The 18,871-nt window shown below is 43.7% G+C and carries 12 protein-coding genes and 1 pseudogene; 11 read left to right on the top strand and 2 right to left on the bottom strand.

From position 1 onward, the window contains the following. Positions 1-35 precede the first annotated feature (35 nt). The gene (locus NV381_RS16645; protein WP_258214416.1) at positions 36-1,016 is read right to left on the bottom strand and encodes a metal-dependent hydrolase; all 981 of its coding nucleotides are present in this window, start codon (positions 1,014-1,016) and stop codon (positions 36-38) included. A 177-nt stretch (positions 1,017-1,193) separates the two neighbouring features. Between NV381_RS16645 and NV381_RS16640 the strand changes: the two genes are divergently transcribed. From NV381_RS16640 to NV381_RS16590, 11 genes are all read left to right on the top strand, one after another. Beyond that, positions 1,194-1,523 carry a hypothetical protein gene (locus tag NV381_RS16640; protein ID WP_258214415.1) on the top strand — a complete coding sequence of 110 codons (330 nt, stop codon included), beginning with the start codon at positions 1,194-1,196 and terminating at the stop codon, positions 1,521-1,523. Positions 1,524-1,656: 133 nt separating this feature from the next. Continuing rightward, positions 1,657-3,468, top strand: coding sequence for an ABC transporter ATP-binding protein (locus tag NV381_RS16635; protein WP_258214414.1), 1,812 nt, complete (start codon positions 1,657-1,659; stop codon positions 3,466-3,468). Then, a complete protein-coding gene (locus tag NV381_RS16630) occupies positions 3,465-5,573 on the top strand; it encodes an ABC transporter ATP-binding protein (RefSeq protein ID WP_258214413.1) in 2,109 nt (702 codons plus the stop codon). Before NV381_RS16635 ends, NV381_RS16630 begins: the two co-directional genes overlap by 4 nt. Before the next feature lie 1,018 nt (positions 5,574-6,591). Continuing rightward, a complete protein-coding gene (locus tag NV381_RS16625) occupies positions 6,592-8,454 on the top strand; it encodes a sensor histidine kinase (protein ID WP_258214412.1) in 1,863 nt (620 codons plus the stop codon). Next, positions 8,423-10,060 carry a response regulator gene (locus NV381_RS16620; protein WP_258214411.1) on the top strand — a complete coding sequence of 546 codons (1,638 nt, stop codon included), beginning with the start codon at positions 8,423-8,425 and terminating at the stop codon, positions 10,058-10,060. Before NV381_RS16625 ends, NV381_RS16620 begins: the two co-directional genes overlap by 32 nt. A 155-nt stretch (positions 10,061-10,215) precedes the next feature. Next, positions 10,216-11,532, top strand: coding sequence for an ABC transporter substrate-binding protein (locus NV381_RS16615; protein ID WP_258214410.1), 1,317 nt, complete (start codon positions 10,216-10,218; stop codon positions 11,530-11,532). A 75-nt stretch (positions 11,533-11,607) separates the two neighbouring features. After that, positions 11,608-12,567: a carbohydrate ABC transporter permease gene (locus tag NV381_RS16610; protein WP_419182275.1), complete on the top strand. Its 960-nt coding sequence runs from the start codon at positions 11,608-11,610 to the stop codon at positions 12,565-12,567. Between the two features lie 2 nt (positions 12,568-12,569). After that, positions 12,570-13,415 (top strand): carbohydrate ABC transporter permease, encoded by an 846-nt coding sequence (locus tag NV381_RS16605; RefSeq protein ID WP_379368602.1) that lies wholly within the window; start codon positions 12,570-12,572, stop codon positions 13,413-13,415. A 36-nt stretch (positions 13,416-13,451) separates the two neighbouring features. Further along, positions 13,452-14,984, top strand: a complete 1,533-nt coding sequence (locus NV381_RS16600) for an alpha-N-arabinofuranosidase (protein ID WP_258214408.1) — start codon at positions 13,452-13,454, stop codon at positions 14,982-14,984. Between the two features lie 19 nt (positions 14,985-15,003). Continuing rightward, entirely contained in the window at positions 15,004-15,267 is a 264-nt protein-coding gene (locus tag NV381_RS16595; RefSeq protein ID WP_258214407.1) for a DUF6171 family protein, read from the top strand. Positions 15,268-15,283: 16 nt separating this feature from the next. Then, positions 15,284-16,822: an alpha-N-arabinofuranosidase gene (locus NV381_RS16590; protein WP_258214406.1), complete on the top strand. Its 1,539-nt coding sequence runs from the start codon at positions 15,284-15,286 to the stop codon at positions 16,820-16,822. Positions 16,823-17,437: 615 nt separating this feature from the next. Here NV381_RS16590 and NV381_RS16585 read toward each other — a convergent pair. After that, a pseudogene (locus NV381_RS16585) lies at positions 17,438-18,295 on the bottom strand (IS110 family transposase). Positions 18,296-18,871: the final 576 nt, after the last annotated feature.

Below are 18,871 nucleotides of genomic sequence, written 5' to 3'. Positions count from 1 at the left end.
CATTCATTCTATAGAAACACAGTTGTTTTGTGATCTCACAAATTGACGCGAAGCTTTTTACTCAAACGAGAATCGTTTACCCAACCAACGTAAGAATCAAGCGGCATTAGATCGTTATCGAGCAGCAGTACGGCAACAAAAGGATATTGCTTCCGGTGACGGTATCGCACATCCGCCCAATATACCTCGTATCCCCAATCATGACTGCGCAATTCGGCACAGGCAAATGAGCTCAGGTATAGAAATGCCGCGACATCCGTATGCTCCCTGGAAGCTTCCACAGCAGGATGAACAGCGGATGTTACCTCATCCACCCATTTGATCCGGCTGAATTTATATTCTCCCAATACGTAGTGATCATTCGGTTTTCTTTTAACAATTTGCCAAACATTCAAGTGAAACGTGGGAATCAAATAATAGCGATCGCCTGGTTCATAGTTGAAATCCTTCTGATATAGCCTCGATTCCAGATAATAATGATACCATGATCTCCATATATAATATACCGCCAAAAAACCATAAAGGATAGGGAACAAAAGCTCAGGACGGACTAGGTGGACAGACCACATGAAAATAGCTACGATATGGGAAAGAAAAATAATGGGATCAAAGATATGGATGATGTTCCAAGAGATCCATTTTTCCGACAATGGCCGCATCGCCTGAGTACCATAAGTGTTAAAGAGGTCTGTAAATACATGAAAAGCTACAGCAACAAATACCCACAAAGCAACATGCCCCAATGGCAGCTCTCCAAACCCCAGCATTAAAGCAATTGTAATCAATGCCGTCCATAGTGCTAATGCAGGCAAGGAATGGGATAGGCCACGGTGATTTTTGATATAAGAAGCGTTGCTTTTTAAGCGAAGAAGGGTATCGACATCGGGTATTTGCGATCCGATAACCGTTCCGATCAGAACGGCGGTGGAAACCGTAGGGTCTGCTGCAACGATGGGATCGATGTAAGCCAAGCCGGCCAAACCGAATCCGATCACAAGATGTGTTCCGCTGTCCATTGGGGGTCCTCCTGAGAACTTTGCTTGAGCAAAGTTTACTTCGTAAGCATCTGCCTGGTTTCCGATTAGGAAAACTAACTTTCGTAAGGAATTACCAATTTGCTTTTTAAACATAGTAACAGTTTATCATTTTCTTCTTGAAAATTCTTCTGCAAAATAAAGTAATAGGAGCGAAAAATGATGTCTATAACGTTTATCGAATATCAAGTATTACCAGAGCATAGGTCAGCTTATTCGCATTGGATCAAGCAGGTGAGGGCGAATTACCCTGAGCTTGAAGTTTATGAAGGGACGGATCAGCCCGGTTTATTCGTAGAGCTCTGGAAGGGACAGTCTCATGAGGATTTTGGGAAGCTGAAAGAAGCTCGTGTTAATCGATCCATTAAGGTGGAAAATGAGCAGCCGGAAAAGGGGAAGTTCGACAAAAATGATTGGAATCAGCTGCATAATTGGGCTTCAGGTGGAGCGGCGAAAATCCATATTTGGCATTTTGGGAAAGTAAGATAGTCCATAATCTAAGATAATTATATCCATGGTAAGTTTCTTCCAATCGCGGTAATCTTACAATAGCCTTATAAACGATACGGCCATTGCTAACAAAAGAGAGCTTTCAATCGCGAAAGCACGCGGAGGAGAACGGATGGAGAGAGAGAATATTTTCAGGAATCATATTAAAAGAAACCGATGGTCTTACTTGATAGGCTTTGCATTATTGTCCATATCCAGTTTGCTCCAATTGTTTATTCCTTTATTGTTGGGACAATTTACAGACAAATTGCAAGGTTCGACATTGACGTACAAGGAAACGATTACATTTGGATTATGGATGGCTGCGGTTGGATTGGGTGTCGCCTTTTTTCGATCGACTAGCCGAATTTACCTGTTTCGTTTATCACGGATACTTGAGACGCGAGTAAGGGGAGAGCTGTTCACTCATTGGGAGAAGCTATCGGCGCAATACTTCAATAATCAGCGTATTGGCGATCTTATGTCGCATGCGATTAGTGATGTCGGTGTTGTCCGAGAAGTGACAATGCAGGGATATTTCAACATCATGGAAGCTATAATGCTGATTATCATTTCTGTGGTGGCCATGGTTTATTCTGTGAATCCTATGTTGACGCTGCTAACGATGCTTCCGCTGCCGTTACTCAGTATATTGGCGTACCGGTTTAATAAAAGGATGCAAAAGCAGTCGACGGATGTACAGGCTGCGGTTTCCGACTTAACCAGCCGAGTTCAGGAATTTACAGCTGGCATTCGTGTTGTAAAAGCGTTCGTGCAGGAGAAAGAGGAGCGGAAGCTCTTTACTAAGGATAATCAGCATGCTGTGAATATGAACCGTATATTTGCCAGATCCAACTCGATGTTCAGTTCGCTCAGTACAGGGATAGTAGGCTTTAGCTTCCTGGTTTCCATTGTGCTGGGTGGAGTTATGGTTTTGAAAAATATTATTACGCTTGGAGAATTTGTTGCTTTTAATACGTATCTTTCGTTGCTGATGGGACCTATCGAAAACTTGGGCAAAGTAGTTAACCTGCTGCAGCGCGGCAAGGCTTCCGAGGTTCGTCTTATGGAAATTTTCCGAACTCAGCCTGAGGTTGTTGATGATGTAGTCGCTAACCAGGAAATTGAACAAATAGATGGTGATATTGAAATTCGCAATCTGACCTTTTCTTATCCTGAAGCAGACCGGCCAACTCTGAGAGATATTTCTTTGAAGGTGCCCAAGGGCAGCAGCTTAGCTATCGTTGGACGAATTGGCAGTGGTAAAAGCACATTGGTGCACTTGTTGGTTCGGATGTATAACCCTCCTGAGGGAACGGTATTTTTGGATGGACATGATATACATGAGATTCCTTTGCGGACATTGCGAGGGCAAATCGGGATCGTACCCCAGGATCAGTTTCTGTTCTCCTCGACCATTCGCGATAACATCGGATTTGACCCGAACCCTTATACGGACGACCAAGTCATTGAAGCATCGAAGGTGGCCCAGGTTTATGACAATATCCTTGAGTTTCCGGAACAGTTCGATACCGCCTTGGGTGAACGGGGGATCTCGTTGTCAGGAGGGCAGCGCCAGCGTGTCAGTATTGCACGGGCTATTATCAAACGGCCTTCGATATTAATTTTTGACGACAGCCTGTCGGCGGTGGATACAATAACGGAGGATTTGATCCTCGAAGGCTTGCAATCGGTAATGAACAAGCGGACGACAATCATCATCGGACATCGTGTATCCTCGGTTCAAGCAGCAGATCAGATCATCGTAATGGATGAAGGCAAAATCGTCGAGCGAGGGACGCATGAGCAGCTTATTCGCCGCAACGGAATATATGCCGATATGTACCATAAGCAATTGCTTGATCAGGAAGCGGAACGGCAGGATGGACAGGACCATGAGCCTCTGACGCAAGTACGAGCTATGCAGGGGGGAGCGGGCGCATGAATATTCATATAGAAAAAGACGTTAAGAAATATAAGGATTCACAGCTGCTATTGCGGCTGTTAGGATATGCCAAGCCTTATTGGAAAATGATCGCATTATGTATTGCGATGGCTTTTCTGGTCGTTGTGGCCGATCTAGCCAGACCTTATTTAATTAAAGTAGCGATAGACGGGCACATTAATGGGCTGAATAAGCCAATGCTGGCCGTAGAAAGCAGTAATGGGAAGAAGCTGGAATCCTACGGAACTTCAACCTCGTGGGATCAATACGAATATGTCAGACTCGAACCTGAGGCTGTTGAACAAGGCGGCTTTCCGGCTGGAGCGGAAAAGCGGCAAATAGTTAAGCTAGAGAACAAGGAGTACATGATTTCCGGCTGGCTGCCTTCTCAGCAATCGATACTGAAGCTATCGGAAGCTGGAGGTAAACCGCTTATCACGGCGGAGGGTCAGAGCTTTGCAGCAGTAGCGCTTGACGAGCAAGCATCGGAGCTTTTTCGCAAGCAGGATTATACCGGTTTCTTAACGTTAGGGATTTTATTTTTATTGACGGTTATTACAGCTGCGATACTCAGCTATTTGCAAAGCAACCTGCTGCAGTATACGGGCCAGACCATTATTTTCAACATACGTGAGCAGTTATTCAAGCATCTAAGTCGCATGCCGATGTCCTATTTTGACCGTAATCCGGTTGGACGGCTGGTAGTACGCGTTACACAGGACACTGAGGCATTGAACCAATTGTACTCCCAAGTCGTTGTCAATCTGGTGAAGGATGTTATCGTACTTATCGGGATTATCATTATTATGCTGCAGTTGAATTTGAAGCTGGCGTTTCTATCGTTCGCGGTTATTCCATTTCTGGCTGTACTGACTTTCTGGTACCGCAGCGTAATTCGGGAGGCGCAGCGTACTGCCCGAGTTATTTTATCCCGGTTAAATTCCTTTCTTGCTGAAAATTTATCTGGAATCCGTATCACGCAGCTCTTTATTCGAGAAGAGCGGCAGCAGGAGCAATTCGACAATCATAATATGCAATACTACCGTGCAGGAATGCGCGGGACTGTGATCAACTCGATCTTTCAGCCTGCCATTGGTTTTCTTGGCAATCTTGCTATAGCTCTACTGCTATGGTACGGAGGCGGCAGCGTTATAGATGGAGGCATTACCTTCGGTGTTGTGTATGCTTTCACTCACTATGTCAGACAGTTTTTCCAGCCGTTGATGAGCTTGGCGGAGAAGTATAACCAAATCCAAACCTCGATGGTCGGTGCGGAACGGATTTTCGATATGCTGGATGAGAAATCTACAGTTAATGATGCCGTTAATCCCAAGAGCTTGCCTAAACAGGTCCGTGGGGAAATTACATTCGACCATGTCTGGTTTGCGTATAATAAGGAAGATTGGGTGTTGAAGGATGTGAGCTTCACGATCCAGCCCGGTCAGACTATAGCCTTCGTTGGTGCAACAGGAGCAGGAAAGAGCTCTATCATTCAGTTAATTAACCGCTTCTATGATATACAAAAAGGCAGTATTAAGCTCGACGGGATCGATATACGCGATATTCCATTAGATGAGCTGCGGAGATGCATCAGTATCGTGCAGCAGGATGTATTCCTGTTCACGGGGGATATTTCCTCGAATATCCGGTTGAACAACCATGATATTAGTGAAGCTCAGGTAGAAGAAGCGGCGAAGATGGTAAACATCGACGAGTTCGTTAAGCATTTGCCGCAAGGATATCAAACACCGCTCGGTGAGCGTGGAGTCAATCTGTCGCTTGGACAGCGCCAGCTGCTTTCATTTGCCCGGGCGATTGCGTTCCGTCCGGAAATTCTCATCCTCGATGAGGCGACTTCCAACATTGATACGGAAACCGAGCTGGTTGTTCAAGAAGCTCTGCATAACATATCGAAGGGACGGACCACGCTTATCGTAGCTCACCGGCTGTCGACGATTCAGCATGCTGATCAAATCATCGTCATGCACAAGGGGAAATTGCGAGAGATCGGTAACCACTTCCAGCTCCTGGCTCAGCGAGGTTATTATTATCGCTTGTATGAGCTTCAGTATAAGGAACAGAAGCCTATGCCTGCGGCTAAGTGATGCTGTGCAGGTTGGATTATCATGTTAGCTGTAATTAATTTTGTCGGTAGTCGGATGTTAAAATGTCGGTAGGTTTGAACATAAATGTGGCTAGCCTGAACCCTCGGTGGTTCAGGCTTTTTTTATGTAAATCTCTTCCTAAAGATTTAAACGATACATTTTGGACAAGAATTGGTACTAGAAAGAGGTTAAAGATTTGATGATGATTTGACGTTTTTAAGGGGGATCTGCTTGGATTGGTCAAGTAAAAAGTTCTGGGAGCAAGAAGATGCACTATCCCACTGTCTCGTTAATTATTTCATCATGGACTCCTTTACATGTAGCGGTGGATCTCTTGAGGAGCATCTGGCAAGTATGGCTTAAAAGTAAGAGGTCCTCTGCGTTTGATGCCCCCGGTAGCAGCTTGCTACGAGGATGAAATCGTGTCGTTTTACGGACAAAGGTCGGCGTCCATGTTAACTAAAAGCCCGGTGTCCTCAAATAATAAAGTTTTAGATTAAAAATTATCAAGACCTTAGTTTAAGGTAAATTTATTAATATAAGGGGATCTACATATTATGCAGAGCTGATTTGATGCAGCTCTTTTTTTGATTTCGATGAAGGGCAGTTTAGCTAGAGGGCATTTATGAAAGTATGTTTAAGATTGAGCTGCTGGGTAAGCAATATATGGGCATCAGGATGAGAAGGGCTTGAAAAATAAGTCCGTACCAAAAGTAATTAACTACTTTTTGGTACGCCACTTCACGTTGATAACGCTTACTTTATGACAAAAATTGGTAAGTGTGCAAAAGTGCAAGAAAAGACATTAAAACAAGTTATAGTTGACGCCCCTGTAATTGTTCGGCGATTATTAAGTTGGGGAGCTAAATTCGTTAGAAACTTTTTAAACCGTTGATGGTCATATCGTTTTGTTGCTGCAGGCTATTCTGTAATTATTCCTGAATGAGTTCCCGTTAAGCGGTTATTTCAGCTCATGTAATGCCGTCCCCATCTACTAAACATAAGGATGAGTGAGACTATGACATTTAACATCAACCAACTAATCCGTAAGATCAAGATTCAAAACAGGCTGCTCATCTCCTTTGCTGTTCTTTCCTTGCTCCCCATGCTCATTATTGGAATATTTTCTTATTACATATCAAGCGATGCAATAAGAACGAAAATTAGCACGGCCTCCATCCAACTGATGTACCAAGTCAGCGAAAATATAGTAAATGAACTTATAAAGCTTGAAAATGACAGCGTTGACATTGCATTCTCCGATCTCGTTCAACAAATAATGGGTGGCTTCAATACAATGAGCGAATGGGAAAAGAATGTGGCGCAAATCAAGATTCAGGAAATGTTGGCTAAACGATTTTCTTTTTTTCACAGTGTGTCCGATGTTCTAGTTTATACAAGAAACAAGGAGAAAGTGATTGCCTACGGGGATATTAGCTTCAAATTTAATTTGAAATCCGATTATTTAAACGAACTATTTGAAGAAACGATAATTAAAAATGGCGTTCCCGTCTGGACAATTCAAAATCAGGATAATGAAGAGCTTGCACGGAATACAAGCTCCCGTTTCAGTAATTACGGGGAAGCGGGGATTTTGTTGTCCAGAAGCTTTAAATCGTTTGAAGGACTTCCAATTGGGTATATGATCATGAGAATTGACGTGAAGTATATATTCAATAAGTTCAGAGACATTACTCTGGGAGCTGGTTCCCATATTTTTATAGTGAACGGGAAAGGTACCGTTATATCGAGTCAAAATCCGCAGCATAAGGTCGCCACGCCTTACCCTGATGACACGCTGATTGATGAGCTTAAACAGAATAGGGTTACCGAGACATACTCATTCAACACCACGATTGCCGGTAAGCGTCATTTGATCGCGTATACATATATACCACGTGCCGATTGGTATGTAGTAAGCACCATACCCTTTTCTTATTTGGATCATGAATCGGTAAAAATAAGTTTTTATATATTGGTACTCGGTATTAGTTGTTTTGTGCTTGCGCTGCTTCTGTCTTATTACGTATCCAAAAGCATCTCCTCTCCTCTAAAGTGTCTTATCGATTCGATGAATAACGTGAAGCTGGGCAATTTAGTCGTCCAGATTGACGATAGAAGCAGCGATGAATTGGGGAAAGTAACGACAAACTTCAATCAAATGGTCAGTGAGCTGCAATATTTGATTGATGAAGTCAAAATGAAGGAAAAATTGAAAAGGCTTGCAGAACTAAAATCGTTACAAGCACAGATCAATCCGCATTTTTTATCGAATTCCTTGAATACCGTCAGATGGCTGGCTAATGTACAGAAGGCCAACAACATATCCAACCTCATCACTTCCTTGATCAGCTTGCTGCACGGATGTATGGGAAAAGGTAGCGAGCTGATCAGTATTAGAGAGGAGATCGAATATGTCAAAAACTATTTAAACATTATGGCTTACCGGTATTATGACAAGTTCATGGTGCATTTTGAGATTGAGGAGGATATTCTGGATTGTCATATTTTGAAGTTCGCTTTGCAGCCGATTGTGGAAAATTGCCTGCTGCATGGAATTGAGCCTATGGAAGGACAGGGCTTGATTATTATAAAAGGTTACCGGGTTCAAAATGAATTAAAAATTACGATTACCGATAATGGTGTCGGGATGGACGAACATACGTTAAATAGTCTGCTGCAGCAAACAACAACGATTAATCAATCTAGATTCAGCGGTATAGGGATTCGGAATGTTGACGAAAGAATAAAGCTGTACTTCGGTGAAAAATTCGGACTATCGATTCATTGCGTGCCAAATCTGTTTACGACTGTTGAAATAACAATTCCTACCGCAGGAGGTGAAGACGATGTCAAAGATGCTGAAGGTGCTCATAGTTGATGACGATGCGGTTTCCAGAACCGTTTTGAAGACGATGATCCATTGGGAGAGCGCGGGGTTTTATATAATGGAGGATGCCCATAACGGAAACCATGCCGTCCAGCTTATTCAAAAAGAAACTCCCGATATTATCATTACCGATATCAATATGCCTGGATTAAACGGCATCGGATTGATCGAATATTTGGAAAAAAACTTCCCGCAGATCAGTATTATTGCACTGAGTGCTTATGACGATTTCGATTATGTACGACAAAGCATGAAGAATGGCGCTATGGACTACGTGCTAAAGCATCGTTTGGATGCGTCATTTTTATTGAATATTTTGAATACGGCTCGGAACTCTATTCATTCGTATTGGAATGAACGCGACAGACAGAGCAATATCGATAAAGAGCTGACGACCAGCAAGGCTGTTTTGCGTCAAACGTTTATCCGGAAACTGCTGGAGGGGAGCCTGTCGGATGTGGAGGAGATCACAGGGAGGCTGCACGCTCTTGATGTGAAGCTGGAGACGGAAAACTTGATGGTGACTATAGCCGAAATTGATGATTTTCGATTGCTTGAAGAAAAATTTTCTTCTCAAGAAGTGGACGTAGTGCTCCACACCTTCATGGAGATATCGAAGGAAATTCTAAAGGATTGGGAAAAATCCGTCATCGTGCATATGGCAAAAGGAAAGTTTGCAATTATTTTCTCATTAGGTCCGTTGAAGAGCACGATGTATATCTACAATACCTTGTATACGATTCTAAACCGAGTGAGATCGGAAATTAAAAAATATTTGAATATAACGGCATGTTTCGGCGTAAGCAAGGTTTGCACGGAATTGACCAAACTGCCTCAGGCTTACAACCACGCGGAGACCGTATTGAGGGACAAGTTTTACAAAGGAAAAAACAGTATTTTTATAGAGAGTACCCCTCATAAAAAGGACGAAAGCTTTTTCTGTTTGGATATAAAAGATGAAAAAGCCATTTATGCAGCCCTAAAAAACCAAGATGAGAAGGAGGTGAAAAGCAGGTTGGATGTCATTTTTGGCAAGATCTCGAGTATGAGGCTGGGTAGCAAATCTACCCAGATGATATGTGCCGAATTGATCAATATTGTAAACAAAATTTGCAAGGACACGGGAATCGAGATAGCCAGGCTGTATACGGCAGAGGACATTCCTTACAATCTGATACAGAAGTACGAAACCCTTATGGATATTAAAGCTTGGGTCGTGAATTTATACGATAAACTGATATCGATGCTAAGGCTAATGAAATTAGAGAGTGGACTAAGCAATATAACGAAAAAAGCTGTCGAGTATATACATCGCAACTACAGCAGCGACTTTTCCTTGAAGGATGTCGCTGATTTCGCGGGTGCAAGCAGCTCCTATATCAGCAGACTGTTTAAGGAAGAATGCCGAATAGGCTTTGCTGAATATTTGAATCATGTCAGGGTAGAGTATGCTAAACAGTGTATCGAGAACGGCGAGCTTAAGCTAAAGGAAATTGTCAGCAGTGTTGGGTTTAATAACTATAATTATTTCTTTAAAGTGTTTAGGGAAGTAACGGGCATGACACCCCTTGAATATGAGCAGAGCTGTAGGAAGTGAAGCAGAAATAGACGGGATCGATTCACTTATCAAAAATTTATAGTTTTTTATAAAAAAATGGAGTTCGGCAAAGTGATGTTTGTTTTTATAATTAGTTACAGGTAAACAAACGTTTCGTTTACTTAACAACATCTTTTTTAAGGGGGAACGATTCTATGAGAAAAGCAACTTCTATTGCAGCTGTATCCGCAGTTCTGTTGACAACCATTCTGTCGGGCTGCAGCAGTGACGGGGCCAGTGAGGCCAAGGACAGTAATCCGGGTGCGCCGAAACCGGTTAAGCTGTCATTGTGGACCTTCCAGGAGCTTCATAAGAAGTATTATGAAAAAACGGCGGAGCTTTGGAATAAAAGTAATCCCAATCAGCCGATTGAACTGACGATTGACACGTATCCCAATGCGGAAATGCACAATAAGCTGCTCATCGCCCTTCAATCCGGAGTAGGAGCACCGGACATTAGCGATATCAACATTAACTATTTTCAAAACTTTCTTAAAGGCGATATCCAGCTGGTAGAATTGAACAACATTATCGAGCCTGAGAAAGATAAGTTCATTCAATCCCGATTCGATATTTACAGTAAAAACGGAAAGTATTACGGGATCGATTTCCATGTCGGCGCTACAGTCGTGTATTACAATAAGGAGCTTCTGGATAAGGCTGGCGTAAATGCGGATACCATAAAAACCTGGAATGATTATATCGAAGCCGGCAAAAAGGTGCTGGTTGCAACCGGCAAGCCGATGACCTCCTTCGAGGTAACAGGTCAAAGACCATTCTGGCCTATGATCATTCAGCGAGGATCCGACTATTTGGATAAAAAGGGCGATGTTACGCTTGACAACGAAATCAATATCAAGACGCTACAGGCGATGAAGGATATGATAGATAAGGACAAAGTCGCAGTCCCGATGCCGGGTGGCAATACTGGAGCGGAGGAATTTTTTACATTTATGAACAAGGGAGGAGCGGCTTCGCTGATCATGCCGATGTGGTACATGAGCAGATTTTTGGAATACATGCCTGATTTGAAGGGGAAAATTTTGGTTCGACCGATGCCTGTTTGGGAAAATGGCAACGTAAGATCCGCAGGTATGGGAGGAACCGGCACGGCCGTTACGAAGCAGAGCAAAAACCAGGACGCAGCCACAAAGTTCCTTGCGTATGCGAAGCTGACCAAGGAATCGAATGTGAGGATTTGGCAGGAGTTGAAGTTCGACCCGATCAGATGGGATGTCTGGAATAATCCGGAGTTGCAGAAGCCCGACCCCTATTTCAGCAATGAGGTCATATTCAATGTACTTCTGGGCATGAAGGATGAGATCAAATCGCCGAATATGAGCGAGCTGAGCTCCGCTTCCCAGGACTTGGTCAATTCCAATGTCATGTTCAAGTCGTTGAAGGATCAATCGCAAACTCCCGAACAGGCATTAAAAGCTGCTGCAGCCGAGCTCCGCAAACAGAAGAAGTAGCAGGCAGATTATATTGCTGACGGCTGCAGAAACGGAGATATGCAACCGCTTTCAACAGCCGTCATGCTTATGGAGATGAAGTATTTGAATAAAGAAGCCATTCGACAGGTTTATGGCCAAAAGCCCAGGTCAAACAAAGCATTCAGTTTGAAAAGAATATTTTTCTCGGAAAAGTTTGCCCCTTATCTCTTTGTAGCGCCATTTCTTTTATCGTTTCTCATCTTTTTTTTGTACCCTACAGCGTCTACGATCAGCATGAGCTTTCAAGAGGTGCACGGGCTTAGCAGCAGCAAATTTATAGGTCTCGATAACTACCGAAGAATGTTTGACGAGCATTTTTTCAATGCTCTGAAAACGAATACGATCTACACGATTTTATCGCTTCTGTTATTAATCCCGATCCCGATTGTGTTCGCCGTTTTTCTGAATTCCAAATTGACCAAAGGAAAAACATTGTTTAAGTCGATCATTTTCATCCCGGCATTAACCTCCGTTATCGTAGCTGGTGTTTCCTTCAGGCTTATGTTTGGTGAAGCAGATACGGCATTCATTAATTCCGTTATCGCCAAGTTCGGTATTTCTCCCCAAAATTGGATTCTTAACTATAGTACGGGAATGATGCTGATGGTCATTCTCAATACATGGAGAACTGCCGGTATTAATATGGTATATTACCTGGCCGGTCTTCAAAGCATCCCTGAGGAATTATACGAATCGGCTGAAATGGACGGAGCCAGTGTGTTTTCCAAGTTTTACTGGATAACGCTACCGCTCTTAAAGCCCATTATCATCTACACCTTGACGATAGGCATCTTTGAAGGATACAGAATGTTCGGAGAAAGCTATGTGTTCTGGAACGAAGGCATGCCGGGAGATATCGGGCTTACCATCGTCAGGTTTATTTACCAGCAAGCATTTCAACGAAATGATATGGGGATGGGGTCCGCAATTGGCATTACCTTGCTCCTGATCGTACTGACGGTTAATTTGGTACAGTTGAAAATGTTCGGACTGTTTAAGAAGGAGAGTGAATGACGGTGAATACTAATACTAGAAGGAAGTTGTTAATGGTATTAATGATTACTTTCTTCCTCATCGTATGCTTTATTGTCCTATTTCCTCTCTACTACATGTTTATGGCATCTTTTAAGAGCTCCAAGGAGCTATTCCGAAGCGGTATGGATTTCAGGATTATCCCGAGCCTGATGAATCTTGACAACTATAAGCTTTTATTCTCAGGCAAGGGTAGCGTTTATTTGTACTGGTACAGAAATAGTCTTGGCATAACTGCTCTTCATACCGTATTCTCTCTGTTGCTTTCCTCATTGGTTGGCTACGGCTTAGGGGCATATAACTTCAAGGGGAAAAACTTGATTTTTATGCTGGTGCTGTTTGTTATGATGGTACCACTTGAAATTTTGATGCTGCCTCTCTATAAGCTCACGGTGAAGATGGGCATAATCAATACGTATTATGGAGTTATCTTGCCGTTTGTCGTTTCGCCTATGGCGATCTTTTTCTTCCGGCAGTACGTAACGGGCATTTCCAAGGACTTTATGGATGCGGGAAGGATCGATGGATGCTCGGAGTTCGGTATATTTTTCCGAATTATGGCCCCCTTGATGCAGCCGGCGTTCGGTGCAATGGGAATACTGCTGGCGATGCAGAACTGGAACAGCTTTATATGGCCTTTGATCGTGCTCCGTACCAATACGATGTTTACGATTCCAATAGGTCTTGCTTCACTAATGTCGCCTTACGGCAACAATTATGACATGCTGATTGCCGGAGCCGTGCTCGCGATCATTCCTATTATTATTTTGTTCCTGTTAAATCAGAAGGCTTTTATTTCAGGCTTGTCCACTGGCGGCGTTAAAGGCTAAACCACCATAAATTATTTCAATCAGGAGGCTGACAATATGAAAAGCAGCATTAAAATCAATACGCAAGCGGCAATTCACAAAATAGATCGAAACATTTACGGACACTTTGCCGAGCATCTGGGACGTTGTATATATGAGGGGATTTGGGTCGGCAAGGATTCCGGTATTCCCAATACGCGAGGAATCCGAAATGATGTTGTTCAGGCTTTGAAGGATTTGAACATTCCGATGCTGCGTTGGCCGGGTGGGTGTTTTGCCGATGAATATCATTGGAAGGAAGGCATTGGGCCTCAGGAATCGAGAGCTCGAATGATTAACAACCATTGGGGTGGCGTCGTTGAGAATAACCATTTCGGTACCCACGAATTTTTCGATTTGTGCGAATTGCTGGAGACCGAGCCGTATATTTGCGGGAATGTCGGAAGCGGAACGGTTTATGAGATGCAACAGTGGGTCGAATATATGACCTTCGACGGTGAATCGCCGATGGCGAACCTGCGGCAAGCAAACGGAAGAGAAAAGCCTTGGAAGTTGACATATTTCGGTATAGGCAACGAAAACTGGGGCTGCGGCGGCAGAATGAGAGCGGAATATTATGCGGATCTTTACCGGCAATACAGCACGTATGTAAGGGATTATGGAGATAATGCCATCTATAAAATCGCTGCTGGTCCAAGGGGGGACAATTACCACTGGACGGAGGTGCTCATGCGGGAAGCGGGACCTTTCATGGATGGATTGGCGCTCCATTATTACACGAGGTTAAGAGATCACAGCATCGTAATCGAAAATCCCGACGGCAACCGAATTTATTTGAAAAAACCGGACGCAGTGAGAGGACAAGCCGTCGACTTCGACGAAAGCGAATGGTTTGGCATAATGAAGGCGGCCTATTTCACAGAGGAGCTTGTGGTGAAGCACTCGGCAATCATGGATAAATATGATCCCGAGAAGAAGGTGGCGCTGATCATCGATGAATGGGGTACATGGTTCGACGTTGAACCAGGCACGAATCCCGGCTTTCTGTATCAGCAAAATACGATGAGAGACGCGGTTTCTGCGGCGATTAGCCTGAATATTTTCAACAATCACTGTGACCGTGTAAGAATGGCAAATATTGCTCAGACGATCAATGTGCTGCAGGCCGTTATTTTAACGGAAGGGGAAAAAATGATCCTGACCCCTACCTATCATGTGTTTGAAATGTTTAAGGTACACATGGATGCCGTTATGCAGCCGATAGAGATTCAGTGCGGTACCTACATGTTCAATGGGGAAGAACTACCGCAGCTAAGCGTGTCCGCATCCATGGATGTGGCAGGCAAGCTAAATATAACCATCTGCAATACGGACCCGAAACAGGCCGCGTCGCTGGATTGCTATACGGAAGGATTCGTCGGCAAGCAGGTTACGGGTAGAATACTGGTCTCATCCAAGATGAACAGCCATAATACGTTTGAACATCCGAATGATGTCAAGCCGGAGCTGTTCACGGGCGTACAGTTGAATGAAGAAGGATTCCATGCGGATATTCCACCGATGTCTGTTGTCGTGCTGACGATCTCTTAATCGCGAGGGAGGTACCCCGATGAAAAGACAGGGGCCATGCAAGGACTGTTCGGAAACGATACATGTCACACCGGAGAAAATAAAGGCTATGCTGCAAATGCTGATCGATTCTCGGCATGTAGAGCTTGCCGACGAGGCAACAAGCACCAGGCGCCTTGCTCAATGTGCCAGTTGCACGGGTTATACACTCGGAGGAACGTGCAAATATTGCGGCTGTTTTGTGCAAATCCGGACTAAAATAAAGGATAAGGGATGCCCCTATCCTTTGACTCCCAAATGGTAAGGGCAGGAGAATGAGGATGACTAAAATTGACATTAGGCTGGGAGAAGAGATAGGGCTCATTAATCCCGACATTTACGGACACTTCGTAGAGCATTTAGGTGGAGTCGTATACGACGGAATCTGGGTAGGCGAGAACTCCGAAGTCGCTCATATCCAAGGCTTCAGACAAGAGCTTATTGAGAAATTGAAGGCCATACAACCTTCTGTTATCCGCTGGCCAGGTGGCTGCTTTGCGGAGACGTACAACTGGAGGGACGGGATCGGTCCAAAAGAGCAGCGTCCGACAACCGTGAACTGGTGGTATATGAACGACGGAAAGTTCGAATCGAACCAGATCGGCACTCATGAGTTTATCGAGTTTTGTAGGCTTGTGAATGCTGAGCCGTATTTTGCGGTAAACGCTACGACAACAACTGTATTGGAAGCCAGAAACTGGATTGAATACTGTAATATGCCGAGGGGAACAACCACACTTGCGATGGAACGTGAAAAGAACGGAAGCCCGGAGCCGTTCAACGTCAAATACTGGGGGCTAGGCAACGAAAATTGGGGTGGCGGCGGCTGCATGACACCCGAGGATTACTGCCATATTTACCGAAAGTACGGTATTATCAGCAAAAGTGTCGGACCGGAGCTTCATTACATAGCATGCGGGCCGTACGAAAATATTCCGGAGTGGACGGAAAAGTTTTTTGACAAGTATAAGGAGATGTATACAGTGGGGCGGGTTTCACCCATGTTTGGATACTCTCTTCACTACTATGTGTCCAATACGGGAAAAATGGGCTCGGAGTTGGAATATACCGATGCACAGTGGTATGAAATGATGCGTGTCGGGCTGGAGATGGAGCCGTTTATCCAATCCCAGTTTGACATGATTCAAGCTGCAATGCCCGGAGCATCCATTGGACTCATCGTCGATGAGTGGGGGGTGTGGCATTTGCAGAACGGCAGGCATCCACTACCGGGCAAATACTTGTTTGAGCAGCCGAGTACGATGCGAGAGGCGGTTTTGGCGGCACTTTCCTTGAACATTTTCAACAATCACTGCGATAAGGTTGTCATGGCCAACGTGGCGCAACTTGTAAACTGTATCCATTCCCTGTTTCTTGCCAAGGGTGACAAATGTGTGGCCACTACAAGCTACTACGTGTTCGATATGTATAAAATTCACCAGAATGGAATGAGCCTTAAAACGGCAGTCGATTGCAGTGACATCACCTATACAATAGAAAGTGAGACGCATTACGTTCCAAGCATCTCCTGCTCGGCATCGGTCAAAGACGGCATGCTGGCGGTTACACTTGCGAACTTAGCCGTAGAGGAGGATCAGGAGGTTAAGCTTAATCTGCACGGTGGCCAGTATGCAGGCACAGGGACAATGGTCGTATTGTCTTCATCCAGCCACAAGGATGGCAACAGCTTTGATGAGCCATTCAAGATTACGCCGATGGAACAGCCTTTATCGGTAGCAGGCTCGGAGCTTACGGTGACAATTCCTAAGGCGTCTGTAGCTTTGGTCAGGCTGGACGTTTCAGCCGAGCAGTTGATGTAAATCTATAAGCCATGTTTGGTCTAGAGGGAGCGCAGCATCTCTGCTTTTCATGTTTCATCTTCCAAGTGATCCTGCTGTTCCATTTACCGACGCACGTAGATCCTGAGCGTGCGTCGGTAAATGGTGGTTGTCGGGGATGTCGAGCATCGCTTTTTTTAGGATTTTCGTTAATTGATTCTAGCAAACTTAACAAATGGGTCATGGGAGATGATATAAGCTATTGTAGATCTCTATTAGAAATATGCGCTTTTCTTAATACTTAATTTACGAAATCTGATGAGATTTTAATTCGAAAACTCGCGTGGGATCAACACATCCAGCCTAATACATTGTTTTTTTCCAGAGTTAGTTAGCCTCAGTTCTTCACCAATATTGCATATTTGCATGTGAGTATTTCTATGGGTGTGTTCTCAGCAGTGTCAATCGGCAATGTCAAGAACTTGATCCGATTTCCGATATGATATAAAGGTCACGTTAAGCTATACCAGCTAATAGCTTGTCAATATTTAATTATTAATCAATACAATAAAGGATGCTATACTGAAAAAAGTGCATAACAAATAACCATCCCATAGATATTGGGAAGGTTTTCCTCGATGTCTAAACTTTGCTTATTCAGTCTAGGCGGAAAGTTTCTTTCTTGGTTAAGATTGCATATATCCAATGGAGTAGCTTATTTACACAAGCGATCACAGCTACTTTAAACAGTTTGCCTTCTGCACGCTTTTGGTCGTAATAAACTCTCAGTTTTTATTACGTGAGCTTCGTAGAGCACACCTTACAGGCTGATATAAGGTTGTCCGGAGCCTCCTGGAGCCTCGTTTGGTGAATTTGTTTCGTGTTGCCGTAAACTTGGCTGAAGAAAATACACTCGGATTAACTCCAGCAAATGCATGATCGTACTGATCGATTTCCTCGATCTCAGCTAAAATTATTGCAGCAATTTTGGTGCCAATGCCGGGGATCGATTGGATTAACTCACTCTGGAAAAACCTGATCCAGTACAGTCTTGAATTGTAGCTTTACCTGAACATACATACCCGTCAATGATTCATATTGGCGTGTCAGGTAACGTAGATTCATTAGATATTGACCACGTTTTTTGTAAGGCTCTAGCTCTTCTTTGTAGAATAATTCCCCCAACTGATACGCATCAGCAACATCTGTTTTCACCTTGCGTAAATGGGTCTTTTTCGCTTGGTGTGAAATGAATGGATTTATGACGATATACAGATAATGGTGCTCATCCAAAAACTGTAGGATTGAACTGTGATAGTGGCCTGTTGCTTCTAAAACAACAGCCGGACGTTCACCAGTAAAGGATTCTAGATCTTGAATATAACGGAGGAAGGAAGCTAATCCCTCCAAATTGTGCTCAAAACGGAATGTCTTTTTGAATGGAATTCCTCGATCTGAAAAAGCTTGTGCGTGACTTTCCCCTTTAGATACATCCAAACCAATGACAGGATTCATTAAACCACTCCTTCTCTTATTTTCACCGGCAACCCCTAATCTTCTTGTCGTCCACAGTATCGCATGTGATTCGGGATCCTTGTCCCAACCAGCCTAATCATGGTTTAACAAGTAGGGGGATGAACTGAATAGCTTTCGGGATCCAAGTCCCACGGGCAGAAACGTTTGATCCCCGGCTACCGCTATCTTGCGACCACACAGAAAAAGAGGTCTACCAGAAAGATCTGGTGACCTTATAATACGAACGGGAAGAATATGGTACTATTGCCGATTTGATGATGGTCTAAACGAATCTTTTACGGGTAACATTGATACAGATTTCACCTATACAACTTCCGATAATACGACATTGCACAGAATAGCTTTATCGAAAAGGGAAAGCTAATGCTTTGTAAATATGGGGTAGAAGTAGATGACTACGCGCCGGATGCGAATGTTGATTACAGGATAGTTTAATAAAGGCAGCATCTCACACATAACTGCCATTTATTTAGTCGAAGGGGTTACTTAAGACTAAAGTAATGAGCAATGTGACAATTATGTCATATTGAATTGAATATTGTTAGGTTAATCGAT

The sequence above is a fragment of the Paenibacillus radicis (ex Xue et al. 2023) genome, from assembly GCF_024722015.1.
Lineage (GTDB): Bacteria > Bacillota > Bacilli > Paenibacillales > NBRC-103111 > Paenibacillus_S.
This window is presented reverse-complemented; position numbering and strand designations above follow the sequence as displayed.